Origin of the sequence: Variovorax sp. UC122_21 (genome assembly GCF_044056785.1) — a bacterium.
Taxonomy (GTDB): Bacteria; Pseudomonadota; Gammaproteobacteria; order Burkholderiales; family Burkholderiaceae_C; genus Variovorax.
On sequence record NZ_CP172004.1, the window covers coordinates 6,221,964 to 6,242,453 of the forward strand.

At 70.5% G+C, this 20,490-nt stretch carries 20 protein-coding genes and 3 pseudogenes; 17 read left to right on the forward strand and 6 right to left on the reverse strand.

Annotated elements, in window-relative coordinates:
• Positions 1–27 precede the first annotated feature (27 nt).
• A pseudogene (locus ACHMXE_RS42060) lies at positions 28–1,033 on the forward strand (asparaginase).
• 16 nt (positions 1,034–1,049) lie between these two features.
• On the forward strand, positions 1,050–1,982 hold the full coding sequence (locus ACHMXE_RS42065) for a LysR family transcriptional regulator (protein WP_395349376.1): 933 nt from the start codon (positions 1,050–1,052) through the stop codon (positions 1,980–1,982).
• Here the strand turns inward: ACHMXE_RS42065 and ACHMXE_RS42070 are convergent.
• The 5 genes from ACHMXE_RS42070 to ACHMXE_RS42090 form a co-directional block, all read right to left on the reverse strand.
• A complete protein-coding gene (locus ACHMXE_RS42070) occupies positions 1,979–2,410 on the reverse strand; it encodes a glycerate kinase (RefSeq protein ID WP_209540444.1) in 432 nt (143 codons plus the stop codon). The two genes, ACHMXE_RS42065 and ACHMXE_RS42070, sit on opposite strands and share 4 nt — an antisense overlap.
• Positions 2,411–2,871: 461 nt before the next feature.
• A complete protein-coding gene (radA, locus tag ACHMXE_RS42075) occupies positions 2,872–4,263 on the reverse strand; it encodes a DNA repair protein RadA (RefSeq protein ID WP_395349377.1) in 1,392 nt (463 codons plus the stop codon).
• A gap of 52 nt (positions 4,264–4,315) precedes the next feature.
• A complete protein-coding gene (locus ACHMXE_RS42080; protein WP_395349378.1) occupies positions 4,316–5,269 on the reverse strand; it encodes a D-2-hydroxyacid dehydrogenase in 954 nt (317 codons plus the stop codon).
• A complete protein-coding gene (locus ACHMXE_RS42085) occupies positions 5,266–6,267 on the reverse strand; it encodes a Bug family tripartite tricarboxylate transporter substrate binding protein (RefSeq protein WP_395349379.1) in 1,002 nt (333 codons plus the stop codon). The genes ACHMXE_RS42080 and ACHMXE_RS42085 overlap by 4 nt, the downstream gene beginning before the upstream one ends.
• A 36-nt stretch (positions 6,268–6,303) precedes the next feature.
• Positions 6,304–7,077: a class II aldolase/adducin family protein gene (locus tag ACHMXE_RS42090; protein WP_057592760.1), complete on the reverse strand. Its 774-nt coding sequence runs from the start codon at positions 7,075–7,077 to the stop codon at positions 6,304–6,306.
• A gap of 112 nt (positions 7,078–7,189) precedes the next feature.
• On the opposite strand from ACHMXE_RS42090, the gene ACHMXE_RS42095 reads away from it, so the two are divergent.
• A complete protein-coding gene (locus ACHMXE_RS42095; RefSeq protein ID WP_203203738.1) occupies positions 7,190–8,107 on the forward strand; it encodes a LysR family transcriptional regulator in 918 nt (305 codons plus the stop codon).
• A 4-nt stretch (positions 8,108–8,111) separates the two neighbouring features.
• Here the strand turns inward: ACHMXE_RS42095 and ACHMXE_RS42100 are convergent, their stop codons facing one another.
• Entirely contained in the window at positions 8,112–9,038 is a 927-nt protein-coding gene (locus ACHMXE_RS42100) for a LysR substrate-binding domain-containing protein (protein WP_395349381.1), read from the reverse strand.
• Positions 9,039–9,112: 74 nt separating this feature from the next.
• Between ACHMXE_RS42100 and ACHMXE_RS42105 the strand changes: the two genes are divergently transcribed.
• The 14 genes and pseudogenes from ACHMXE_RS42105 to hpaI all read left to right on the forward strand — a co-directional run bounded on the left by ACHMXE_RS42105 (position 9,113) and on the right by hpaI (position 20,485).
• On the forward strand, positions 9,113–10,813 hold the full coding sequence (locus ACHMXE_RS42105) for an FAD-dependent oxidoreductase (RefSeq protein ID WP_395349382.1): 1,701 nt from the start codon (positions 9,113–9,115) through the stop codon (positions 10,811–10,813).
• Entirely contained in the window at positions 10,810–11,796 is a 987-nt protein-coding gene (locus ACHMXE_RS42110) for a tripartite tricarboxylate transporter substrate binding protein (RefSeq protein WP_057592757.1), read from the forward strand. Before ACHMXE_RS42105 ends, ACHMXE_RS42110 begins: the two co-directional genes overlap by 4 nt.
• A gap of 92 nt (positions 11,797–11,888) precedes the next feature.
• Positions 11,889–12,320, forward strand: coding sequence for a homoprotocatechuate degradation operon regulator HpaR (hpaR, locus tag ACHMXE_RS42115; protein WP_093343992.1), 432 nt, complete (start codon positions 11,889–11,891; stop codon positions 12,318–12,320).
• Entirely contained in the window at positions 12,317–12,973 is a 657-nt protein-coding gene (locus ACHMXE_RS42120) for a fumarylacetoacetate hydrolase family protein (RefSeq protein ID WP_395349383.1), read from the forward strand. The genes hpaR and ACHMXE_RS42120 overlap by 4 nt, the downstream gene beginning before the upstream one ends.
• Positions 12,970–13,722, forward strand: a complete 753-nt coding sequence (locus ACHMXE_RS42125; RefSeq protein ID WP_395349385.1) for a fumarylacetoacetate hydrolase family protein — start codon at positions 12,970–12,972, stop codon at positions 13,720–13,722. Before ACHMXE_RS42120 ends, ACHMXE_RS42125 begins: the two co-directional genes overlap by 4 nt.
• A 76-nt stretch (positions 13,723–13,798) precedes the next feature.
• A complete protein-coding gene (locus ACHMXE_RS42130; RefSeq protein ID WP_057592753.1) occupies positions 13,799–14,782 on the forward strand; it encodes a tripartite tricarboxylate transporter substrate binding protein in 984 nt (327 codons plus the stop codon).
• Between the two features lie 13 nt (positions 14,783–14,795).
• Positions 14,796–15,395, forward strand: a pseudogene (locus tag ACHMXE_RS42135) (aldehyde dehydrogenase family protein); the annotation flags it as partial.
• A 46-nt stretch (positions 15,396–15,441) separates the two neighbouring features.
• Positions 15,442–16,262, forward strand: a pseudogene (locus ACHMXE_RS42140) (aldehyde dehydrogenase family protein).
• A complete protein-coding gene (locus tag ACHMXE_RS42145; RefSeq protein ID WP_395349386.1) occupies positions 16,259–17,233 on the forward strand; it encodes a tripartite tricarboxylate transporter substrate binding protein in 975 nt (324 codons plus the stop codon). Before ACHMXE_RS42140 ends, ACHMXE_RS42145 begins: the two are co-directional and overlap by 4 nt.
• Positions 17,234–17,235: 2 nt before the next feature.
• A complete protein-coding gene (locus tag ACHMXE_RS42150; RefSeq protein ID WP_208510163.1) occupies positions 17,236–17,571 on the forward strand; it encodes an aromatic ring-opening dioxygenase subunit LigA in 336 nt (111 codons plus the stop codon).
• Positions 17,568–18,395: an extradiol ring-cleavage dioxygenase gene (locus tag ACHMXE_RS42155; RefSeq protein WP_093343981.1), complete on the forward strand. Its 828-nt coding sequence runs from the start codon at positions 17,568–17,570 to the stop codon at positions 18,393–18,395. The genes ACHMXE_RS42150 and ACHMXE_RS42155 overlap by 4 nt, the downstream gene beginning before the upstream one ends.
• Positions 18,396–18,408: 13 nt before the next feature.
• Positions 18,409–18,816: a 5-carboxymethyl-2-hydroxymuconate Delta-isomerase gene (locus tag ACHMXE_RS42160; RefSeq protein WP_209540433.1), complete on the forward strand. Its 408-nt coding sequence runs from the start codon at positions 18,409–18,411 to the stop codon at positions 18,814–18,816.
• A 17-nt stretch (positions 18,817–18,833) separates the two neighbouring features.
• Positions 18,834–19,637, forward strand: a complete 804-nt coding sequence (gene hpaH / locus ACHMXE_RS42165; RefSeq protein WP_093343978.1) for a 2-oxo-hept-4-ene-1,7-dioate hydratase — start codon at positions 18,834–18,836, stop codon at positions 19,635–19,637.
• 17 nt (positions 19,638–19,654) lie between these two features.
• Positions 19,655–20,485, forward strand: coding sequence for a 4-hydroxy-2-oxoheptanedioate aldolase (hpaI, locus tag ACHMXE_RS42170; protein ID WP_395349387.1), 831 nt, complete (start codon positions 19,655–19,657; stop codon positions 20,483–20,485).
• Positions 20,486–20,490 lie beyond the last annotated feature (5 nt).

Genomic DNA, 20,490 nt, shown 5'->3' on the forward strand with positions numbered 1-20,490 from the left:
CTGCTGGCCCTCGCGCCCTGCTGCATGATGGCCGCCTCGGCCCAGGGCACCAAGCCCGTCGTGCAGTTCATCGCCACCGGCGGCACCATCGCGATGAAGGTCGACCCCGTCACCAAGGGCGTGGTGCCCGCGATCTCGGGTGACGACCTGATGCAGACCGTGCCCGATGCCGGCAAGTACGCCACCATCGAGGTCAACAACTTCTCGGCCATGTCGGCCAACTACGTCGAGCCCAAGTGGTGGACGCGCCTGACCAGGGCCGTGGACGACGCGCTCGCGCGCCCCGAGGTGGCGGGCGTGGTGATCGCGCACGGCACCGACACCATGGAGGAGACGGCCTACTGGCTCGACCTCACGGTCAAGTCGAACAAGCCCGTGATCCTGATCGGCGCGCAGCGCAATGCCTCCTCGAGCGACTTCGACGGCCCGCGCAACCTGCTCAACGCGATCCGCATCGCCACCACGCCCGAGGCCGTGGGCCAGGGCGTGATGCTCGCGATGAACAACCAGATCAATGCCGCGCGCGCGGTGACCAAGACCCACACCGGCAACGTCGAGACCTTCAAGTCGGGCGACTTCGGCTTCATCGGCGAGGTCTGGGACGACAAGGTGGTGTTCTCGCGCACCGCGCTGCGCCGCCAGCACATCGACATCGGCAGCGCCGAGATGCCGCGCGTGGAGATCCTCGCGATGTTCGGCGGCGCCGACGGCTCGCTGCTGCGCTACGCGGTGGACCAGGGCGCGAAGGGCGATCGTGGTACAGGCCGTGGGCATGGGCAACATGAACGTCTCGATGTACGAGGCCGTGAAGTACGCGCTCGGGCGCGGCGTGCCGGTGGTGATCGCCACCCGCGTGCCCAACGGCCGCACCATGCCGCTGTACGGCTTCGTGGGCGGCGGCAAGACCACCTTTGATGCCGGCGCCGTGATGGCCGGCGACCTGAGCCCGCAGAAGGCGCGCCTGCTGCTGATGCTCGAGCTGCACCAGGGCGTGAGCGACAAGGCCGGCCTGCAGGCGGCCTTCGACCGTTGAGGCCCGGGCGCGCGCGATGAAGCTGCAGCAGTTGCGCGTGCTGCTCGCGGTGGCGCAGCACGGCAGCATCCACGAGGCGGCGCGCGGCCTGCACACCACCCAGCCGGCGCTGTCGAAGGCGATCGCCGAGCTCGAGCGCGAGCTCGGCGTCACGCTGATGTCGCGCTCCACGCGCGGCGTGAGCCTCACGCCCTACGGCGCGGCGCTGGTCAAGCGCGCCAGTGTGGTCGAGCAGGAGCTGCGCCATGCGCTCGAGGACATCGAGGCGATCCGCGGCCACGACGAGGCGCGGCTGGACATCGGCTTCACCGCGGTGGCCTCGAACGGCCCGCTGCCCGAGGCCATGGCCGCGTTCCGCCAGCGCTTTCCCAACGTGGCGCTGCGCGCCTTCGAGATGCGGCCGCAGCAGATGCTCGAAGGCCTGCGCGAGGGCCGGCTCGACCTCGGCCTGATCTCGACCTGCAGCGGGCCGGGCTCGAACGTGTTCCAGTGGGAGCCGCTGTTCTCGGTGGCGATGCACATCTCGGTGCGCGCGGGCCATCCGCTGCGCCGCGTGCGCAAGCTGCGGCCGCTGCTCGATGCCGACTGGCTGGTGCTCGACCCGGTCGACGATCCGTTCAGCCCGCTGGTCAGCACCATGCGCCTGCACGGCCTGGAGATGCCGCGGCGCATGGTGCAGAGCGCCTCGAACCTGCTGGGCCTGCAGCTCGCCACGCAGACCGACCTGGTCAGCATGTGGTCGGACGCGGTGTTCCACGGCGCCGGGCCGCTGCGGCTGAGCGGCGACGCGCTCGAGCGGCTGCCGATCACCGACGCGCTGCCCGACTTCGAGGTCTACCTGGTCTACCGCTCGGCCGACCTCATGACGCACGTGTGCACCGAGTTCGTGAAGGAGGCGCGCCATCACGCGCGCATCAACCCGCCGTGGCGCGCGCCGCGCGGCGCCTAGGCCGCGGGCGTCTCGGCCTCGTCGTCCTGCGCCGGCGGCCGCGTCAGCGTCCAGCTCTGCAGCCGGCCGCCGTTGAACACCGTGTCGACGTACGAGCCGCCGGCATCGGTCCAGCGGTAGTGCTCGGGCTGCTGGTCCTGCGGCGAGCGCAGTTCGCCGAGCGCGCGCGTCATCGCGACCACGTGCATCAGCGTCACGCCCGGCTTGAGCTTGGCATTGAGCATCACCGAGCTGGCCACCGTGCCCACGGGCCGGTCGGCCGCGCGCTTGAGCACCTGCATCGCGCGGTTGAAATGCATCAGCAGGAACATCACGATCGCGCCGGCCGCCAGGGCCACGCCGCCCCAGCCATAGCTGCGCCAGGCCACGCCGAGCACGACGAGCGCCCCCACGGGCACGAGAAACTTCTGAAAATTCATGGCCCGCATTGTCGCCGCGCCGGCGCGGCGGGGTAGCGGGCCCGGCTACCGCCAGGCGCATCTCGCGCTACCGGGCCACAAAGCCGCGCGCGCCGCGGGCCGTCGCGGGCACATTTCGCCGCACGGGCATCAGCCCGGGCCCCGCGGACACCGCAGATGAACATTCCACGCTCCGTCACCTTCGTCCGGCTCAGCCTCGCCGCCCTGCGCGGTAGCGGCGAAACCCGGCGCGAACCAGGCGGCCGCGGCGGCCCACGTTGTCAGGGAGAGGCCGTCGGCGACGGCCGGAACGCGATGAACCCGGCCCCGTCGCCCGGCGGCCAATGCCGGCGCGACGGCGGACCGGCGTTCACGCCGCGCATCGACGCACGAATCAGGGGGTAGGAGGGCAGGGAGCCCGCCCGGCGCGCCGCCACCGATGCGCCGGGCGTCTTTTCAACGGGCCATGACGGCCCGTTTTTTTTGGGCGCTCACTCGAGCTCGCGCACCACGTCCATCGCCTCCTCGATGCGGTCCACCGCGTGGATCGTCAGGCCCTCGATGTCCTTCGTGCCCTTGCGCGGCGCATTGGCCCTGGGCACCACCGCGAGGCTGTAGCCCAGCTTGGCGGCCTCGCGCAGCCGCTCCTGGCCGCGCGGCGCGGGCCGCACCTCGCCCGCCAGGCCCACTTCGCCGAAGGCGATGAAGCCCTTGGGCAGCGGCTTGCCGCGCAGGCTCGAGGTGATGGCCAGCATCACCGCGAGGTCGGCCGCCGGTTCGCTGATGCGCACGCCGCCGACCGCGTTGACGAACACGTCCTGGTCCATGCAGGCCACGCCCGCATGGCGGTGCAGCACCGCCAGCAGCATCGCCAGCCGGTCGCGGTCCAGGCCCACCGACAGCCGGCGCGGGCTCGGCCCGCCGTCATCGACCAGCGCCTGGATCTCGACCAGCATCGGCCGCGTGCCTTCGAGCGTGACCAGCACCACGCTGCCAGGCACCGGCTCGGTGTGCTGGCTCAGGAAGATCGCGCTCGGGTTGGCCACGCCCTTGAGGCCGCGCTCGGTCATCGCGAACACGCCGATCTCGTTGACCGCGCCGAAGCGGTTCTTGATCGCGCGCACCAGCCGGAAGCTCGAGTGCGTGTCGCCCTCGAAGTACAGCACCGTATCGACCATGTGCTCGAGCACGCGCGGCCCCGCGAGCGCGCCCTCCTTCGTGACGTGGCCCACCAGCACCACGGCCGTGCCGCTGGTCTTGGCGAAGCGCGTGAGGTGCGCCGCGCATTCGCGCACCTGCGCCACCGAGCCCGGCGCCGAGGTGAGCTGGTCGGAGTAGACGGTCTGGATCGAGTCGATCACCGCGATGGCCGGGCGCGTGGCATCGAGCGTGGCGATGATCTTCTCGAGCTGGATCTCGGCCAGCACCTGCACCTGCGAATGGTCCAGGCCCAGCCGCTTGGAGCGCAGCGCCACCTGCGCGCCGCTCTCCTCGCCCGTGACGTAGAGCGCGTTCTGCCCCGCGCGCTGCAGCGCATCGACCGCCTGCAGCAGCAGCGTCGACTTGCCGATGCCCGGGTCGCCGCCGATCAGCGTGACGCCGCCGGCCACCACGCCGCCGCCGAGCACGCGGTCGAGCTCGTCGAGGCCCGTGGGCGTGCGCGCGACGTCGCTGGCCTCGATCTCCGAGAGCACCGCGAGTTCGGAAGCCCCGGCGAGCGACGCGAACTGCGTGCCGAAGCGGTTGTTGGCCGGGGCGTTCGCGCCGCCGGCCGCTTGTTCGATCAGTGTGTTCCAGGCGCCGCAGCTCGGGCACTTGCCGAGCCACTTGGCGCTGGTGCCGCCGCATTCGCTGCAGACGTAGATGGATTTGTCCTTGGCCATGGCCGGGAGTTTAGGGCGTGGCCCCGCGCCACCGCGGCGCGGGGACGCTCGCTCAGCACACGCGGTTGACCAGCGCGCCCACGTCGCCCGCCGCCAGGGCCGCCGCGTTGTCGAGCAGCATCGGCAGCACCTGCCGCGCATAGACGTCGCTCAGGCCGCCGATGTGCGGCGTGGCGATCACGTTCGGCAGCCGGCGCAGCGGATGGCCGGCCGCGAGCGGCTCGGTCTCGTAGACGTCGAGCCCGGCGCCGGCGATGGTCCCGTTCTCGAGCGCCGCGAGCAGCGCGTGCTCGTCGACCACGCCGCCGCGCGAGAGGTTGACGAGGAAGGCATGCGCCGGCATCGCCGCGAGCACCGGCGCATCGATCAGGTGGTGGGTGCGCGCATCGTGCGCGGTCAGCACCACCACGAAATCGGCCTGCGCCACCACCTGCGGCAGCCGCTCGCGCGCCTGCACGTCGTCGAAGCCGTCGACAGGCGCGGGCGTGGCCGAGATGCCGCTGACCCGCATCCCCATCGCCTGGCAGCGCCGCGCCAGCTCGCGCGCGACGTGGCCGGTGCCGATGAGCACCGCGTGCCGGCGCCACAGCAGCGGCTGCGGCCAGCGGTGCCAGGCGCCTTCGCGCTGGTCGCGCAGCATGCGCGGCAGGTCGCGCGCCAGCGCCATCATCATCAGCAGCGCCAGCTCGGACATCTGCGGCCCATGCACGCCGCGCGACGAGGTCACGAGCGTGCCGGGCAGCAGCGCGGACGAGCCGGTGATGGTGTCGGTGCCCGAGGTCAGCGCATGGACCCAGCGCAGCGCGGGCCCGGCCGCGAGCATCGCGTCGTCGACCCACGGGCCCGAGACCACCAGCGCCTCGACCTCGGCCAGCAGGCGCAAGGCCTCGGCCCGCTCGGTGGTGGCGTGCACTTCCAGCGCCGGGCAGCGCGCGCGCAGGGCCTGCGCATAGAACCCGGCCTCGCCGTTGAAGACCAGCAGCGAGCGCAGCGGCGGCGCCGTCATTCGAGCTTGATGCCGGCGGCCTGGATCACGGCGCGCCACTTGGCATTCTCCGAGGCAATGAACTCGGTGAAGCGGGCCTGCGAGGACGGCGCGGGCTCGACGCCGATGAGCGCCAGCTTGGCGCGCACGGCCGGATCGGCGATGACCTTGTTGAGCTCCAGCGCCAGCCGGTCGACGATGGGCTGCGGCGTGCCCTTGGGCACGGCCAGGCCGGCCCAGGTGTCGAAGTCGATCTCGCCCACGCCCGCCTCGGCCAGGGTCGGTGCGTCGGGATAGAGCGCCGAGCGCGTCTTGCCCGCGGTCGCGATGATCTTCGCGCGGCCGCCCTGCACGTGCGGCAACGCGGCCGGCAGGTCGGCGAACATGAACGACACGCGGCCGGTGGCGACCTCGGGCGCGGCCTGCACCATGGCCTTGAACGGCACCGCCGTCATGTCGGCCTTGAGCTGGCGCTTCATCAGCTCCGAGCCCAGGTGGCCGCCGCTGCCGCTCCCGCCGATCGCGAACAGCAGCGGCTGGCTGCGCGCCGCCGCGAGGAACTTGGGCATGGTGTCGAGCGGCCCGCCGGCCTCGACCATCAGGAACAGCGGGAAGTGCACCAGCTGCGTCACCGGCGTGAGCGCATCGCTCGCATAGGGCAGCTTGTCGTAGAGGTTCGGGATCACGGCCATGGTCGACAGCGCCGCGAAGAACACGGTGTAGCCGTCGGGTGCCGCAGAAGCAGCCGCCGCCGCGCCGATCACCGTGTTGCCGCCGGGCCGGTTGTCGATCACGATCGGCTGGCCCAGCGCCACCGAGAGCTTCTCGGCAATGATGCGCGAGCTCTGGTCGGTGCCGCCGCCGGGCGTGTAGGGCACCACCCAGCGGATCGGCTTGCTCGGCCAGGCGGGCTGCGCGCTCGCAGTCATGGCCCCAGCGGCCAGTTGCAAGGCCACGGCGGCCATGCCCAGCAGCGCGGCCGCGCGGCGCGGCCATCCAACGGTCTTCTTCTTCGTCATCGTGTGTCTCCTGTCGTTCTCGTGGGGCTGCCGGGTTCAGGTCGCGTACGACGGATCGATGCGGTCCAGCAGCCGGCGCAGCGCCGGCCAGTCGTTGTCGCGCGCCGAGCGACCGGGCCGGTCGAGCGCCTGCGCCACCTTCTCGGCGATCTCGTCGCTGCATTCGATGAGCTCGGCGCCGCCCGACTGCGCGCGCACCTGCGCCTCGCAGGCACGCTCGAGGTAGTAGAGGCGCTCGAAGGCCTCGCGGATGGTGTCGCCCGCGGCCAGCAGGCCGTGATTGCGCAGGATCATCACGTTGTGCGGGCCGAGATCGCGCACCAGCCGGTCCTGCTCGCTGAAGTCGAGCGCCACGCCTTCGTAGTCGTGGTAGCCGATGCGGCGATGGAAGCGCATGGCGTGCTGCGACAGGTTGAGCAGCCCGCGCCGCTGCGCCGCCACCGCGATGCCGGCCGCGGTATGGGTGTGCAGCACCGCATGCAGGTCGGGCCGCGCGCGATGGATGCAGCTGTGGATCAGGAAGCCCGCGGGATTGATGCCGATGCCGGTCGGGTCGAACACCACCTCGCCGTCGATGTCGACCTTGACCAGGCAGGAGGCCGTGACCTCGTCGAACAGCACGCCGTAGGGGTTGATGAGGAAATGCGCCTGCGTGCCCGGCACCTTGGCCGTGAGGTGGGTGTAGATCTGGTCCGTCATGCGGTAGTAGCCGGCCAGCCTGAAGGCCGCCGCCAGATCGACGCGCTGCCGCCACTCCGCGTCGGACACGGCGGCGCGCGTGTGCGCGAATGAAAAGCCCGAGCCGTTCATCGAGTCTCCTGTTGTCGTTGGCGCCCGCCGGGTGCAGGGCATGGGCGCGATTGGAGCGGAGGACGCAGCGCGAGAGAATCGAAACTTATTTTGCAAGCGTCGAAATAAATTCATGAATCACGATGGCTCGATCCCCGGCACCAGCCTGCGCCAGCTGCGCGCCTTCGTGGAGGTCTATCGCTGGCGCAAGCTCAGCGCCGCGGCCGACCGGCTCTACCTCACGCACTCGGCCGTCAGCGTGCTGGTCCGCCAGCTCGAGGCCGCCACCGGCACCAGCCTGTTCGACCGCACCACGCGCTCGCTGAGCCCGACCGAGGCCGCGCACGAGATGCTGCCGATCGCGGAGCGCATCCTGCGCGACGTGCGCTCGCTCGAGACCGGTTTCCGCGGCCAGGCCACGCCCAGCGGGCGCATCGGCATCGCCGTCACGCCGACCATCGCGCTGACGCTGGTGCCGCCGGTGATCCGGCATTTCAACGACCTGCATCCGGGCGTGCGCGTGCAGCTGGTCGACTGCGAGACCGAGCAGTTCGTGCCGCGCATACTCTCGGAGCAGGTGGACTTCGGCATCGGCTCGCCCGACCAGGAGGTGGCGGCGCTGAGCCAGCGCACGCTGATCCACGACCACCTCGCGCTGGTGTGCCTGCCCAGCCATCCGCTGGCACGGCGCCGCCAGGTGCGCTGGAGCGACCTCGCGGGCCACGCGCTGATCACGGTGAAGGCCGGCTACGGCATCCGCAATGCCATCGACCGCACCGCGCGCGCGGCCAACGTGGCGCTCGACATCCAGCAGGAGGTGTCGCTGTTGACCACCGCGCTCGCGATGAGCGCCTCGGGCCTGGGCGCGTCGATCGTGCCGGCCGAACTGGTGGCGCAGTGCGGCTTCAAGGAACTGGTGGCGCGCAAGATCCACGCGCCGGTGGTGACGCGCAACATCTCGGTGGTCGCCAAGCGCGACCGCACGCTTTCGGTGGCGGCCAAGACCTTCATCGAGACCATGCAGGCCTACCTGGCACGGCCGCGCGCCTGAGCCTTCAGATCGCGAATTCGCTCGCCAGCAGGTCGGCGAAGGCCGCCGCGGCCGGCGACAGCGAGCGGCCCTGCCGCGTGACCACCGCGATGTTGCGCGCCACGGTCGGCCGGATCAGCCGGCGCGCGACCAGCCGCGAGGGATCGGCATGCGCGAGGATCGACGCCGGCAGCAGCGCCGGTCCGAGCCCGCCCGCGGCCATCGCGAGCGCGGTGGTCAGCAGGCTCACCTCGTAGGCGATCTCGAGCCGCACGCCGGCCTCGGCGGCCGCGGCGTCGATGCTGTTGCGCACGCCGTAGCCCGGCTTGACCGTGATGAGCCGCAGCGCCGCGAGCTGGCGCCAGGTGATGCCCGCGGCGCCGCCGGGCAGCGGCAGGTCGCGGTCGGCGATCACGGCGAGGTGGTCGTGCACGAACACGCGCTCGTCCAGGCCCGGCGTGCGCGCCTGCAGGGTGCCGACGCCGAAATCGACCTGGCCGCTGAGCACGGTCTCGACGAACTGGCTCGGCGCGCAGTCGTCGATCGCCACCTTCACCTCGGGATGCTGCTGCGTGTAGCGGCGCAGCGCGCGCGGCATCAGCGTCTGCGCGATGGTCGAGGTGACGGCGATGCGCAGGCGGCCGCGCCGCCCGGCCGCGAGCTCGGCCATGCCGCTGCCCAGCGCGTCGAGCTCGGCCAGCACGCGCTCGGCATGGCCGATGGCCTCGTCGGCCGCGGCGGTGCGGTGCAGGCTGCGCGTGGTGCGGTCGAACAGCCGCACGCCGAGCCGGTCCTCGAGCTCGCGCAGCAGCACGCTGACCGCCGGCTGGGTGAGCGACAGCGCCGCGGCGGCGCTCGACAGCTGGCCGCTGTGGTAGACGGCCGCGAAGGCGCGCAGCTGGCGCACCGAGGGCACGCCGCGCATTGATAAAGGCTTTTTATGAATGGCCATGAAAGTTTCACTTCTGTCGGATGGCACTTCGGCACTGTAATGGCCGCCGTCCACAACGAGAGACAAACGAACCCATGACAGAACCACTGCAGGCGCAGGTGCTGATCGTCGGCGGCGGGCCGGTCGGCCTCACGCTGGCCATCGACCTGGCGCAACGCGGCATCGACGTGCTGGTCACCGAGATCCGCCACCGCGGCGAGCCGCCGAACGTGAAGTGCAACCACGTGTCGGCGCGCTCGATGGAGATCTTCCGCCGGCTCGGCGTGGCGCAGGCACTGCGCGACGCGGGCCTGCCGGCCGACTATCCGAACGACGTGGCCTACCGCACCACGGTGACGGGCCCCGAGCTCTCGCGCATCCCGATCCCCGCGCGGCGCGAGCGCTACACCGCCACCGGCGGCCCCGACACCTGGTGGCCCACGGCCGAGCCGCCGCACCGCATCAACCAGATCTTCCTCGAGCCGGTGCTGTTCGCGCATGCCGAGGCCACGCCGGGCCTGCGCATCCGCAACCGCACGCGCATCGACGACTTCGAGCAGGACGACGAGGGCGTGTGGGCGACCGGCGTCGACCTCGACGACGGCAGCGCGGTGCGCATCCGCTGCAGCTACCTGATCGGCTGCGACGGCGGGCGCTCGACGGTGCGCAAGAAGATCGGCGCCAACCTGCGCGGCACCGACGTGGTGGGCCGCGTGCAGTCGACCTACTTCCGCGCGCCCGCGCTGCTGGGCCTGCTGAAGAACAAGCCGGCCTGGGCCACCTTCGCGCTCAATCCGCGGCGCTGCGGCAACGTCTATGCGATCGACGGGCGCGAGACCTGGCTGCTGCACAACTACCTGCTGGCCGACGAGACCGACTTCGAATCGATCGACCGCGACTGGGCGATCCGCCAGATCCTCGGCGTGGGCGCGGACTTCGAGTACGAGGTGATCTCGAAGGAGGACTGGATCGGCCGCCGCCTGGTGGCCGAGCGCTTCCGCGACCGCCGCGTCTTCATCTGCGGCGACGCGGCCCACCTGTGGATCCCGATGGCGGGCTACGGCATGAACGCCGGCATCGCCGACGCGATGAACCTGTCGTGGCTGCTCGCGGGCCACCTGCGCGGCTGGCTCGCCGAGGCCGCGCTCGACGCGCACGAGGCCGAGCGCCAGCCGATCACCGAGCAGGTCTCGAAGTTCGCGATGAACCATGCGCTGGCCCTGCAGAAGCAGCGCGAGGGCGTGCCCGAAGGCATCGAGGCGCCGGGCCCCGAGGGCGACGCGCTGCGCGCCGCGCGCGGCCAGGCGCTGTACGACCTCAACGTGCAGCAGTACTGCTGCGGCGGGCTGAACTTCGGCTACTTCTACGACGCCTCGCCGCTGATCGCCTACGACGGCGAGGCCGCGCCGGCCTACACCATGTACGACTTCAAGCCATCCACCGTGCCCGGCTGCCGCGTTCCGCACCTGTGGCTGGCCGACGGCCGCTCGCTCTACGACGCGATGGCCGCGCTCGGCGAGGGCTACGTGCTGCTGCGCCGCGACCCGGCGCTCGATGTGGCACCGCTCGCGGCCGCCGCCGCCGCGCGCGGGCTGCCGCTGCGCGTGCTCGACATCGACGGCCCCGAGGCCGCCGCGCTCTACGACCGCGCGCTCGTGATCTCGCGCCCCGACCAGCACGTGGCCTGGCGCGGCGATGCCGTGCCGGCCGATCCCGAGGCGCTGGTCGACCTGCTGCGCGGCGCCACGCCAGCCGCTGCTTCCGAATCCAACGAAGAAAGAGAGACATCCGCATGAACCGCCGCCACGCCCTGCGCCAGCTCGGTGCCCTGTCCGCCGCCGCCTGCGCCGCCGGCCCGCTCGCCGCGCTGGCGCAGAACGACAAGCCCATCACCATCGTCGTGCCCTACGCGCCCGGCGGCACCACCGACATGCTCGGCCGGCTGATCGCGCAGCAGCTCGGCACGGCGCTCGGCCGCACCGTGATCGTCGACAACAAGCCCGGCGCGGGCACCGCCATCGGCGCCTCGCAGGTGGCGCGCTCGGCGCCCGACGGCTCGACCCTGCTGGTGGCCACCAGCACCACGCTCGCGATCAATCCCTGGCTCTACAAGAAGCTCTCGTACGACCCGGCGAAGGACTTCGCGCCCGTGGGCCTGATCGGCGCGGTGCCGCTGATGGTGGTGGTGCATCCCTCGGTGCCCGCGCGCACGCTGGCCGAACTGGTGGCGCTCGCCAAGTCCAAACCCGAGGGCCTGAGCTACGGCTCGGCCGGCAACGGCAGCCCGCAGCACCTGGGCGCCGAGATGTTCAAGTTCGCCACCGGCACCGCGATGACCCACGTGCCCTACAAGGGCAGCGCGCTCGCGCTCACCGACCTGCTCGGCGGCCAGCTGCAGCTGATGTTCACCGACATCGCGCCGGCGCTGCAGCACGTGCGCAGCGGCAAGCTGCGCGCGCTGGCCGTGACCTCGAAGAAGCGCCAGCCCACCTTCCCCGACGTGCCGACGGTGGCCGAGTCGCGGCTGCCGGGCACGGCCGATTTCGAGGCCGTGGCCTGGCAGAGCATCGTCGCGCCCGCGGGCACGCCGGCGCCGGTGGTCGAGCGCCTGAGCCAGGAGATCGCGAAGGTGATCGCCCAGCCCGCGCTGCGCCAGAAGCTCGAGAACGACGGCTTCGAGCCCGGCTCGAGCACGCCCGCGCAGCTCGCGGCCTACATCCGCAGCGAATCGGAACGCTGGGGGCAGGTGATCCGCGCCTCGGGCGCGACCGTCGACTGAAGTCCTCCACCCTGGCCCGAGCGCGGGCCAGGGTTATCCCGTAGCCGTGTTTTTTTTGCCGATCATTTAACATGTTAAATAAATCGATCGACATGAGTACCGCCTTCACCCACCGCAACCTTCCGCGCCTGCTGTTGCAGGCGCGCGAAGCCGTCATGGCCCACACCCGGCCCAGCCTGCGCGTGCATGCGCTGTCGGACCAGCAGTGGCGCGTGCTGCGCGTGCTCGGCGAACACGGCGCGGTCGAAACCGGCCGCGTGGCCCGCGAGGCCTTCATCCTCGGGCCCAGCCTCACGGGCGTGCTCGCACGCATGGAGCGCGACGACCTGATCACGCGCAGCCGCGACCCGGCCGACCAGCGCCGCACCGTGGTCGAGGCCACGCCGCGCGGCATGAAGCTGGTGAACAAGCTGTCCTCGAGCATCGAGGCGCACTACCAGTGGATGGAGCAATCCCTGGGCAAGGACAAGCTCGGCCAGCTCTACGAGCTGCTCGACGAACTGATCGCACTGGAACAGCCATGAGCCCCCCTTCTTCACCTTCCCATTTCCTTCCCACCGGCACCGTCTACGGCACGCTGCTCAACTTCCGCGCCGAGGTGGAGGCGCTCGCGCCGCAGATGAGCGCCCCGCCCTACAAGGCGCCGCCCAAGGCCCCGGTGCTCTACGTCAAGACCGCCAACACCTGGAGCCCGCACGGCGCCGCGATTCCGGTGCCGGCGAACGTGCCCGAGGTCGAGGTGGGCGCGAGCATCGGCATGGTGGTGGGCGCCGACGGCGACATCGAAGGCTTCGTGCCGATGAACGACCTGTCGGTGCCGCATGCGAGCTTCTTCCGCCCGCCGGTCAAGTTCAAGTGCCTCGACGGCTTCCTCGGCATCGGCCCCGCGCTGCGCGACGCGCAGGAGGTGGACGATCCCGCGGCGTTCCGCGTCGAGGTGCGCATCAACGGGGAAGTCCGGCAGACGCTGGACTTCTCCACGCTGGTGCGCCCCGCGCGCCAGCTGCTGGCCGAGGTCGGCGAATTCATGACGCTGGCACACGGCGACGTGCTGATGCTCGGCTGCGGCGCGGGCCGGCCGCTGGCGCGCGTGGGCGATCGCATCGAGATCTCGGCGCCGGGCTTCGAGACGCTCACCAACACCCTGGTTGCAGAAGAAAAGGGAGCCGCCGCATGAAGCACGCACGCATCCGCTACGAGAGCGCCGTGCACGAGGCCGTCGAACACGACGGCGCGCTGCGGCTGGCCGATGGCCGCGTGGTCGGCTTCGACGCCGTCGACTGGCTGCCGCCGCTCGCGCCCACGCCGCGCCCGCGCACCATCCTCGCGCTCGGCCTCAACTACGCCGACCATGCGAAGGAACTTGAGTTCAAGGCGCCCGAGGAGCCGCTGGTCTTCGTCAAGGGCCAGAGCGCGCTGATCGGCCATCGCCAGAAGACCTTCCGCCCGGCCGGCGTGCAGTTCATGCACTACGAGTGCGAACTCGCGATCGTGATCGGCAAGACCGCGCGCCACGTGAAGCGCGACGACGCCTACGACTTCATCGGCGGCTACACCGTGGCCAACGACTACGCGATCCGCGACTACCTCGAGAACTGGTACCGCCCCAACCTGCGCGTGAAGAACCGCGACACCTGCACGCCGATCGGCCCCTGGCTGGTCGATGCGAAGGACGTGGCCGACCCGATGGCGCTCGCGCTGCGCACCACGGTCAACGGCCAGGTCACGCAGCAGGGCAACACGCGCGACATGATCTTCGACGCACCCTTCCTGATCGAGTACTTCAGCCGCTTCATGACGCTGTCGCCCGGCGACCTGATCCTCACCGGCACGCCCGACGGCGTGGTCGACTGCCAGCCCGGCGACGAGGTCGTGACCGAGATCGAGGGCATCGGCGCGCTGGTCAACACCATCGCGGCGGCTTGATTTTTTCCAGCGCGCCCGCGCGGCGCGCTCTCCTTTTCCATCCACACGCCCAAGAAATCAGCGGAGACGACACGACATGATCACCGGCAAGAAGCTCCTCCAGTCCGTGGCCGCAGCCACGATGGCGCTGGCCGTCTCGGCCCTCGCCGTCGCGCAGACCGCCTATCCCGCCAAGCCGGTGCGCTGGGTGGTCGGCTATCCGGCCGGCGGCGGCACCGACTTCCTCGCGCGCACCGTGGGCGCGCAGGTGTCGCAGCAGCTGGGCCAGCCGGTGCTGGTCGACAACCGGCCCGGCGCCGGCGCGATCATCGCGTCGGAGAACGTGGCGCGCTCGGCCGGCGACGGCTACACCGTGTTCTCGGCCGACAACGGCGTGCTGGTCTACAACCCCGCGCTCTACAAGAAGCTGCCCTACGACGCCGAGAAGGACTTCGCGCTGGTCGGCATGATGGGCCGCTCGCCGCTGATCATCACGGCCGCGCCCAATGCGGGCATCGCCGACGCGAAGGCGCTGCTGGCCGCGCTCAAGGCCTCGCCCGGCAAGTACAGCATCGCGACGCCGGGCACCGGCAGCCCGCACCATCTCGCCTACGAACTGTTCCAGCGCGAAGCCGGCGTGTCGATGCTGCACGTGCCCTACAAGGGCGGCGCGCCCGCGCTGCAGGACCTGATGGGCGGCCAGGTCGCGCTGATGATGCTCGACCTGCCCAGCGGCGTGAGCGCGGTCAAGGCCGGCAAGGTGGTGCCGCTGCTCGCCATGTCGGCCGAGCGCGTGCCGCAGCTGCCGAACATACCCACCGCCAGGGAACTGGGCTTCGCCAACGTCGAGGCCTACACCTGGCAGGGCCTGGTCGTGCCCGCGGCCACGCCGAAGGAAGTGCAGGCCAAGCTCGGCACCGAGCTGCAGAAGGCCATGGCCGATGCCGGCGTGCGCCAGAAGCTCTACGACGCCGGCTGGGAGGCCCGCCCCGCCGACGCCACCGAAATGACGCGCTACACCGATGCGGAGCGCAAGAAATGGCATGCCTTGATCAAGGCACGCGACATCAAACTGGACTGAACCGGATTCCCTCATGCAACAGATCGACCATCTCATCGGCGGCAAGTCCGTCAAGGGCTCGGACTACTTCGAGACCGTCAACCCCGCCACGCAGGAAGTGCTGGCCGAAGTCGCCTCCGGCGGCGAGGCCGAGGTGAACGCGGCCGTGGCCGCCGCCAAGGAGGCCTTTCCCAAGTGGGCCGGCATGCCCGCGCCCGAGCGCGCGAAGCTGATCCGCAAGCTCGGCGACCTGATCGCGAAGAACGTGCCCGAGATCGCGCAGACCGAGACCAACGACTGCGGTCAGGTCATCGCGCAGACCGGCAAGCAGCTGGTGCCGCGCGCGGCCGACAACTTCTACTACTTCGCCGAGATGTGCACGCGCGTCGACGGCCACACCTATCCCACGCCCACGCACCTGAACTACACGCTGTTCCACCCGGTCGGCGTGTGCGCGCTGATCAGCCCGTGGAACGTGCCCTTCATGACCGCCACCTGGAAGGTCGCGCCCTGCCTGGCCTTCGGCAACACGGCCGTGCTGAAGATGAGCGAGCTCTCGCCGCTCTCGGCCGCGCGCCTGGGCGAGCTGGCGCTCGAGGCCGGCATTCCGCCCGGCGTGCTGAACCTGGTGCACGGCTACGGCAAGGAAGCGGGCGAACCGCTGGTGGCGCACCCCCGACGTGCGCGCGATCTCGTTCACCGGCTCCACCGCCACCGGCAACCGCATCGTGAAGAGCGCGGGCCTCAAGAAGTTCAGCATGGAACTCGGCGGCAAGAGCCCGTTCGTGATCTTCGACGACGCCGACCTCGACCGCGCGCTCGACGCGGCCGTGTTCATGATCTTCAGCAACAACGGCGAACGCTGCACCGCCGGCTCGCGCATCCTGGTGCAGCAGTCGATCTACGCCGACTTCGCGGCCAAATTCGCCGAGCGCGCCAGGCGCATCACGGTGGGCGACCCGCTCGACGAGAAGACCATCGTCGGCCGATGATCTCGCAGGCCCACCTGGCCAAGGTGCGCAGCTACATCGAGCTGGGCCCGAAGGAAGGCGCCACGCTGCTGTGCGGCGGCCTCGAAGCACCGAGCAACCTGCCCGACCGCGTGAAGAAGGGCAACTACGTGATGCCCACGGTGTTCGCCGACGTCGACAACCGCATGAAGATCGCGCAGGACGAGATCTTCGGCCCCGTGGCCTGCCTGATCCCGTTCCGCGACGAGGCGCATGCCATCGAGCTCGCCAATGACATCCAGTACGGCCTGTCGAGCTACGTCTGGACCGAGAACATCGGCAAGGCGCACCGCGTGGCCGCGGCCGTGGAGGCCGGCATGTGCTTCGTCAACAGCCAGAACGTCAGAGACCTGCGCCAGCCCTTCGGCGGCACCAAGGCCTCGGGCACGGGCCGCGAAGGCGGCACCTGGAGCTACGAGGTGTTCTGCGAACCGAAGAACGTGGCGGTGTCGATGGGCTCGCATCACATCCCGCACTGGGGCGTGGCATGAGCCTGGGTCGCCGCACGCTGCTGCAAGGCACGGCCGCGCTTGCGGCCCTGCCCATGCTGGCGCGCGCCCAGGCCGCGTGGCCGGCCCGGCCGGTGCGCATCGTCGTGCCCTTCCCGCCCGGCGGCACCACCGACTTCGTCGCGCGCCTGGTCGGCACCGAGCTCGCGAAGGCCTTGGGCCAGCCCGTGGTGATCGAGAACAAGCCCGGCGCGGGCACGGTGATCGGCGTCGACACGGTCGCCAAGGCCGCGCCCGACGGCTACAGCTTCGTCTGCGTGGCCAACAGCTTCGCGGCCAACCAGACGCTGGTGCGCAAGCTGCCCTACGACACGCTGAAGGACCTGCGCCCGGTGGCGCTGATGGGCATGTCGGAACACGTGCTCGCCACCCATCCGGGCAGCGGCCTGAAGACGCTGGCCGACCTGCGCGACCAGGCCAAGGCAAAGCCCGGCACGCTGAGCTTCGCCTCCTTCGGCAACGGCACCTCGGCCCACCTGTCGGGCGAGATGCTCAAGCTGCAGATGGGCCTGGACATCGTGCACGTGCCCTACAAGGGCCAGGGCCCGGCGCTGACCGACCTGCTCGGCGGCCAGGTCACGATGATGTTCGGCAACTGGCCCGAGTTCCGCGGCCATGTGGAGGGCGGCAAGCTGGTGGCGCTGGGCATGGCGACCGCGCAGCGCTCGCAGTACGCGCCGAACATTCCCACACTGGCCGAACAGGGCGTGGCGATCGAGTCCAATTCGTGGAACGGCCTGCTGGCGCCCGCCGGCACGCCCGACGCCGTGGTGCAGCGCGTGAACGCCGAGGTCAACCGCGCGCTCGCGGGACCGGTGGTGACCGAGGCCTTCCGCAAGGGCGGCATCGCGTCGCTGTCGGGCTCGCCCGAGCGCTTCGCGGTCTTCGTCCAGAGCGAGATCGCGAAGTACGGCGACGTGATCCGCAAGGCCAACATCCAGATCGAGGGCTGACCATGAGCCTCTATGCGATGCAGAAATTCCTGTTCGCGCTCAACCGCGATGCCGAGGTGCAGCGGCGCTATGCCGAAGGCGGCGACACGCGCAAGGCGCTGCTCGGCGGCTACGACCTCAGCGACGAGGAGCGCGAGGCCATCGACGGCGGCGACGTCGGCAAGCTCTACGTGCTGGGCTGCAACGGCCAGCTGCTGATGCACTTCGCGCCGCTCTTGGGCATTCCGTGGGCCGACTACCTCGAGGCCATGCGCGAGGGCGTGCGCAAGTACGGACCGGTGCGCGCCGGCATCTATGCAATGACAACCGGAACCGACGAGAAAGTGGCGGGCGTATGAGTCTCGTATTCGCAGGCGTGTGCAGCCACGCCCCCGGCATCACCGGCCGCGCGCATCTCGCCGACCCGGCGGTGAAGGACGAGTTCCACGCGCAGTTCCATCGCTTCGGCGAGGCCATGCGCGCGACCAAGCCCGACGCGGTGATCGTGATCGCGGCCGAGCACTTCGCGAACTTCTTCATGAACAACATGCCGGCCTATGCGATCGGCATGGCCGACAGCTACGAGGGCCCGATCGAGGACCCGAAGTGGCTCGGCATCGAGAAGCACACGATCCCGGGCGACGCCGCGCTGTCGCAACGGCTGATCCGCGAGGTGATGCAGACGGTTGACGTGGCCTATGCCGAGGAGTGGAAATTCGACCACGGCATCATGGTGCCGCTGAACTTCCTCACGCCGAACTTCGACACGAAGGTGATCCCGGTCAACATCAACTGCCAGGGCCCGCCGCTCACGCCGCTGCACCGCGCCTGGGCCTTCGGCGAGGCGCTGCGCCGCGCCTGCGACAAGGTGCCCGAGCGCATCGCGCTGGTGGGCACCGGCGGCATCTCGCACTGGCCGGCCACGCCCGACTCGGGCAAGGTCAATGCCGAGTGGGATGCCGAGTTCATGCGCCGCTGGTGCGCCAACGACCGCGAGGCGCTGCTGTCGCTCGACGACTACGGCGACGAGGCGACCTACCGCGAGGCCGGCCAGGGCGGCTTCGAGATCCGCACCTTCCTCAGCGTGGCCGCGGCTGCGCGCGGCCAGGGCGAGATCTTCCACATGAAGGCCATTCCGATCTTCGCGGTGACCTGCACGGCCGCGACGATGTCCGTTGTCTGAAGGAAAGAACACCATGCCCCACGTCACCGTCCAGTACACCGGCAACCTCGAAGCCGAAACCCGCATGGGCGACCTGTGCCGCGCTCTCGCGGCCACGCTCGTCGCGCAGAAGGACGCACAGGGCAAGCCCGTCTTTCCCATCGGCGGCACCCGCGTGCTCGCCTACCCCGCGGCCCAATACGCGGTGGCCGACGATGCGGACGACTACGCTTTCGTCTACGTCAATGTGCGCATCGCGGCAGGCCGCAGCGAGGAAGCGAAGAAGAAGGCCGGCGACGAATTGCTGGCCGTCCTGAAATCGCATTTCGAGCCCGTCTTTTCGCAACGCCACATCGGCATCACGCTGCAGATCGACGAGAGCCCCGGCCAGGTCTACGACGGCAAGCACAGCAACCTGCATCCCCTGTTCAACAAGAGCTGACCCCCACACACACCGCCATGCTTTCTTCCGACACCATCGCCCGGCTCGCGGCCGAATTGCACGAGAGCGAACGCTCGCGCGTGCAGGTCGAGCATTTCTCCAAGCGCTTTCCCGAGATGACCATCGAGGACGGCTATGCGATCTCGCGCGCATGGGTCAAGCAGAAGATCGCCGAGGGCCGCGTGGCCAAGGGTCACAAGATCGGCCTGACCTCGCGCGCGATGCAGCAGTCGAGCCAGATCACCGAGCCCGACTACGGCACGCTGCTCGACGACATGTTCTTCGAGCAGGGCTCCGACATCCCCTTCACGCGCTTCATCGCGCCGCGCATCGAGGTCGAGCTGGCCTTCATCCTCGGCAAGCCGCTCAAGGGCCCGGGCGTGACCATCTTCGACGTGCTCGCGGCCACCGACTACGTGGTGCCGGCGATCGAGATCATCGACGCGCGCATCGAGCAGTTCGACCGTCACACCAAGGCGCCGCGCAAGGTCTTCGACACCATCGCCGACAACGCGGCCAATGCCGGCATCGTGATCGGCGGGCGGCCGGTGAAGCCCGACGCGGTCGACCTGCGCTGGGTCAGCGCGCTGCTCTACAAGAACGGCGTGATCGAGGAATCGGGCGTGGCCGCGGCCGTGCTCAACCATCCGGCCACCGGCGTGGCCTGGCTCGCGAACAAGCTCGCGCCCTGGGACGAACACCTGGAGGCCGGCGAGGTCGTGCTCGGCGGCTCGTTCACGCGCCCGACCACCGCGCTGCCCGGCGACACCTTCCATGCCGACTACGGCCCGCTGGGCGCCGTGTCGTTCCGCCTCGTCTGACCTCTTCGGAATCCTCCATGCACACCCCCATCAACCTGTTCAAGAAGGCCATGGCCGAGAAGCGCGCCCAGATCGGCCTGTGGGTCGGCCTGGCCGACGGCTACGCGGCCGAGATCCTGGCCAGCACCGGCTACGACTGGCTGCTGGTCGACGGCGAGCACGCGCCCAACGACGTGCGCTCGGTGCTCGCGCAGCTGCAGGGCATCTCGAGCGCCTGGTCGGCGCTGCCCGAGGGCGCGACCCGGCCGCAGCCGATCGTGCGCGTGCCCGTGGGCGACACCACGCTGCTCAAGCAGTACCTCGACATCGGCGCGCAGACGCTGCTGGTGCCGATGGTCGACACCGCCGAGCAGGCCGCGCGCATGGTGCAGGGCATGCGCTATCCGCCCGAGGGCATCCGCGGCATGGGCAGCGCGCTCGCGCGGGCCTCGCGCTGGCAGGCCTATCCGAACTACCTGCACGAGGCCAATGCCCAGACCTGCCTGCTGGTGCAGGCCGAGACGGTGGAGGCGATGAAAAACCTCGACGCGATCGCGGCCACGCCCGGCGTCGACGGCGTGTTCATCGGCCCGGCCGACCTGTCGGCCTCGATGGGCTTCGTGGGCCAGCCCAACCATCCCGAGGTGCAGGCGGTGATCGCCGACGCGGTCGCGCGCATCCAGAAGGCCGGCAAGGCCGCGGGCATCCTCTCGACCACCGAGGAGCAGGCACGCAAGTGGCTCGCGGCCGGCGCCACCTTCGTGGCCGTGGGGGTGGACACCATCGTGCTGGCCGCGGCGGCGCGCCAGCTCGCCGCCAAGTTCAAGAACGGCGCCGCCCCGGCCGCGCCCGCTCCCAGCAGCTACTGAAGCAA

Bases quoted from the DNA above. Each gene is read 5' to 3' on its own strand.
- ACHMXE_RS42065 (WP_395349376.1), top strand. From the start codon at position 1,050: ATGAAGCTGCAGCAGTTGCGCGTGCTGCTCGCGGTGGCGCAGCACGGC.
- ACHMXE_RS42070 (WP_209540444.1), bottom strand. From the start codon at position 2,410: ATGCGGGCCATGAATTTTCAGAAGTTTCTCGTGCCCGTGGGGGCGCTC.
- radA (WP_395349377.1), bottom strand. From the start codon at position 4,263: ATGGCCAAGGACAAATCCATCTACGTCTGCAGCGAATGCGGCGGCACC.
- ACHMXE_RS42080 (WP_395349378.1), bottom strand. From the start codon at position 5,269: ATGACGGCGCCGCCGCTGCGCTCGCTGCTGGTCTTCAACGGCGAGGCC.
- ACHMXE_RS42085 (WP_395349379.1), bottom strand. From the start codon at position 6,267: ATGACGAAGAAGAAGACCGTTGGATGGCCGCGCCGCGCGGCCGCGCTG.
- ACHMXE_RS42090 (WP_057592760.1), bottom strand. From the start codon at position 7,077: ATGAACGGCTCGGGCTTTTCATTCGCGCACACGCGCGCCGCCGTGTCC.
- ACHMXE_RS42095 (WP_203203738.1), top strand. From the start codon at position 7,190: ATGAATCACGATGGCTCGATCCCCGGCACCAGCCTGCGCCAGCTGCGC.
- ACHMXE_RS42100 (WP_395349381.1), bottom strand. From the start codon at position 9,038: ATGGCCATTCATAAAAAGCCTTTATCAATGCGCGGCGTGCCCTCGGTG.
- ACHMXE_RS42105 (WP_395349382.1), top strand. From the start codon at position 9,113: ATGACAGAACCACTGCAGGCGCAGGTGCTGATCGTCGGCGGCGGGCCG.
- ACHMXE_RS42110 (WP_057592757.1), top strand. From the start codon at position 10,810: ATGAACCGCCGCCACGCCCTGCGCCAGCTCGGTGCCCTGTCCGCCGCC.
- hpaR (WP_093343992.1), top strand. From the start codon at position 11,889: ATGAGTACCGCCTTCACCCACCGCAACCTTCCGCGCCTGCTGTTGCAG.
- ACHMXE_RS42120 (WP_395349383.1), top strand. From the start codon at position 12,317: ATGAGCCCCCCTTCTTCACCTTCCCATTTCCTTCCCACCGGCACCGTC.
- ACHMXE_RS42125 (WP_395349385.1), top strand. From the start codon at position 12,970: ATGAAGCACGCACGCATCCGCTACGAGAGCGCCGTGCACGAGGCCGTC.
- ACHMXE_RS42130 (WP_057592753.1), top strand. From the start codon at position 13,799: ATGATCACCGGCAAGAAGCTCCTCCAGTCCGTGGCCGCAGCCACGATG.
- ACHMXE_RS42145 (WP_395349386.1), top strand. From the start codon at position 16,259: ATGAGCCTGGGTCGCCGCACGCTGCTGCAAGGCACGGCCGCGCTTGCG.
- ACHMXE_RS42150 (WP_208510163.1), top strand. From the start codon at position 17,236: ATGAGCCTCTATGCGATGCAGAAATTCCTGTTCGCGCTCAACCGCGAT.
- ACHMXE_RS42155 (WP_093343981.1), top strand. From the start codon at position 17,568: ATGAGTCTCGTATTCGCAGGCGTGTGCAGCCACGCCCCCGGCATCACC.
- ACHMXE_RS42160 (WP_209540433.1), top strand. From the start codon at position 18,409: ATGCCCCACGTCACCGTCCAGTACACCGGCAACCTCGAAGCCGAAACC.
- hpaH (WP_093343978.1), top strand. From the start codon at position 18,834: ATGCTTTCTTCCGACACCATCGCCCGGCTCGCGGCCGAATTGCACGAG.
- hpaI (WP_395349387.1), top strand. From the start codon at position 19,655: ATGCACACCCCCATCAACCTGTTCAAGAAGGCCATGGCCGAGAAGCGC.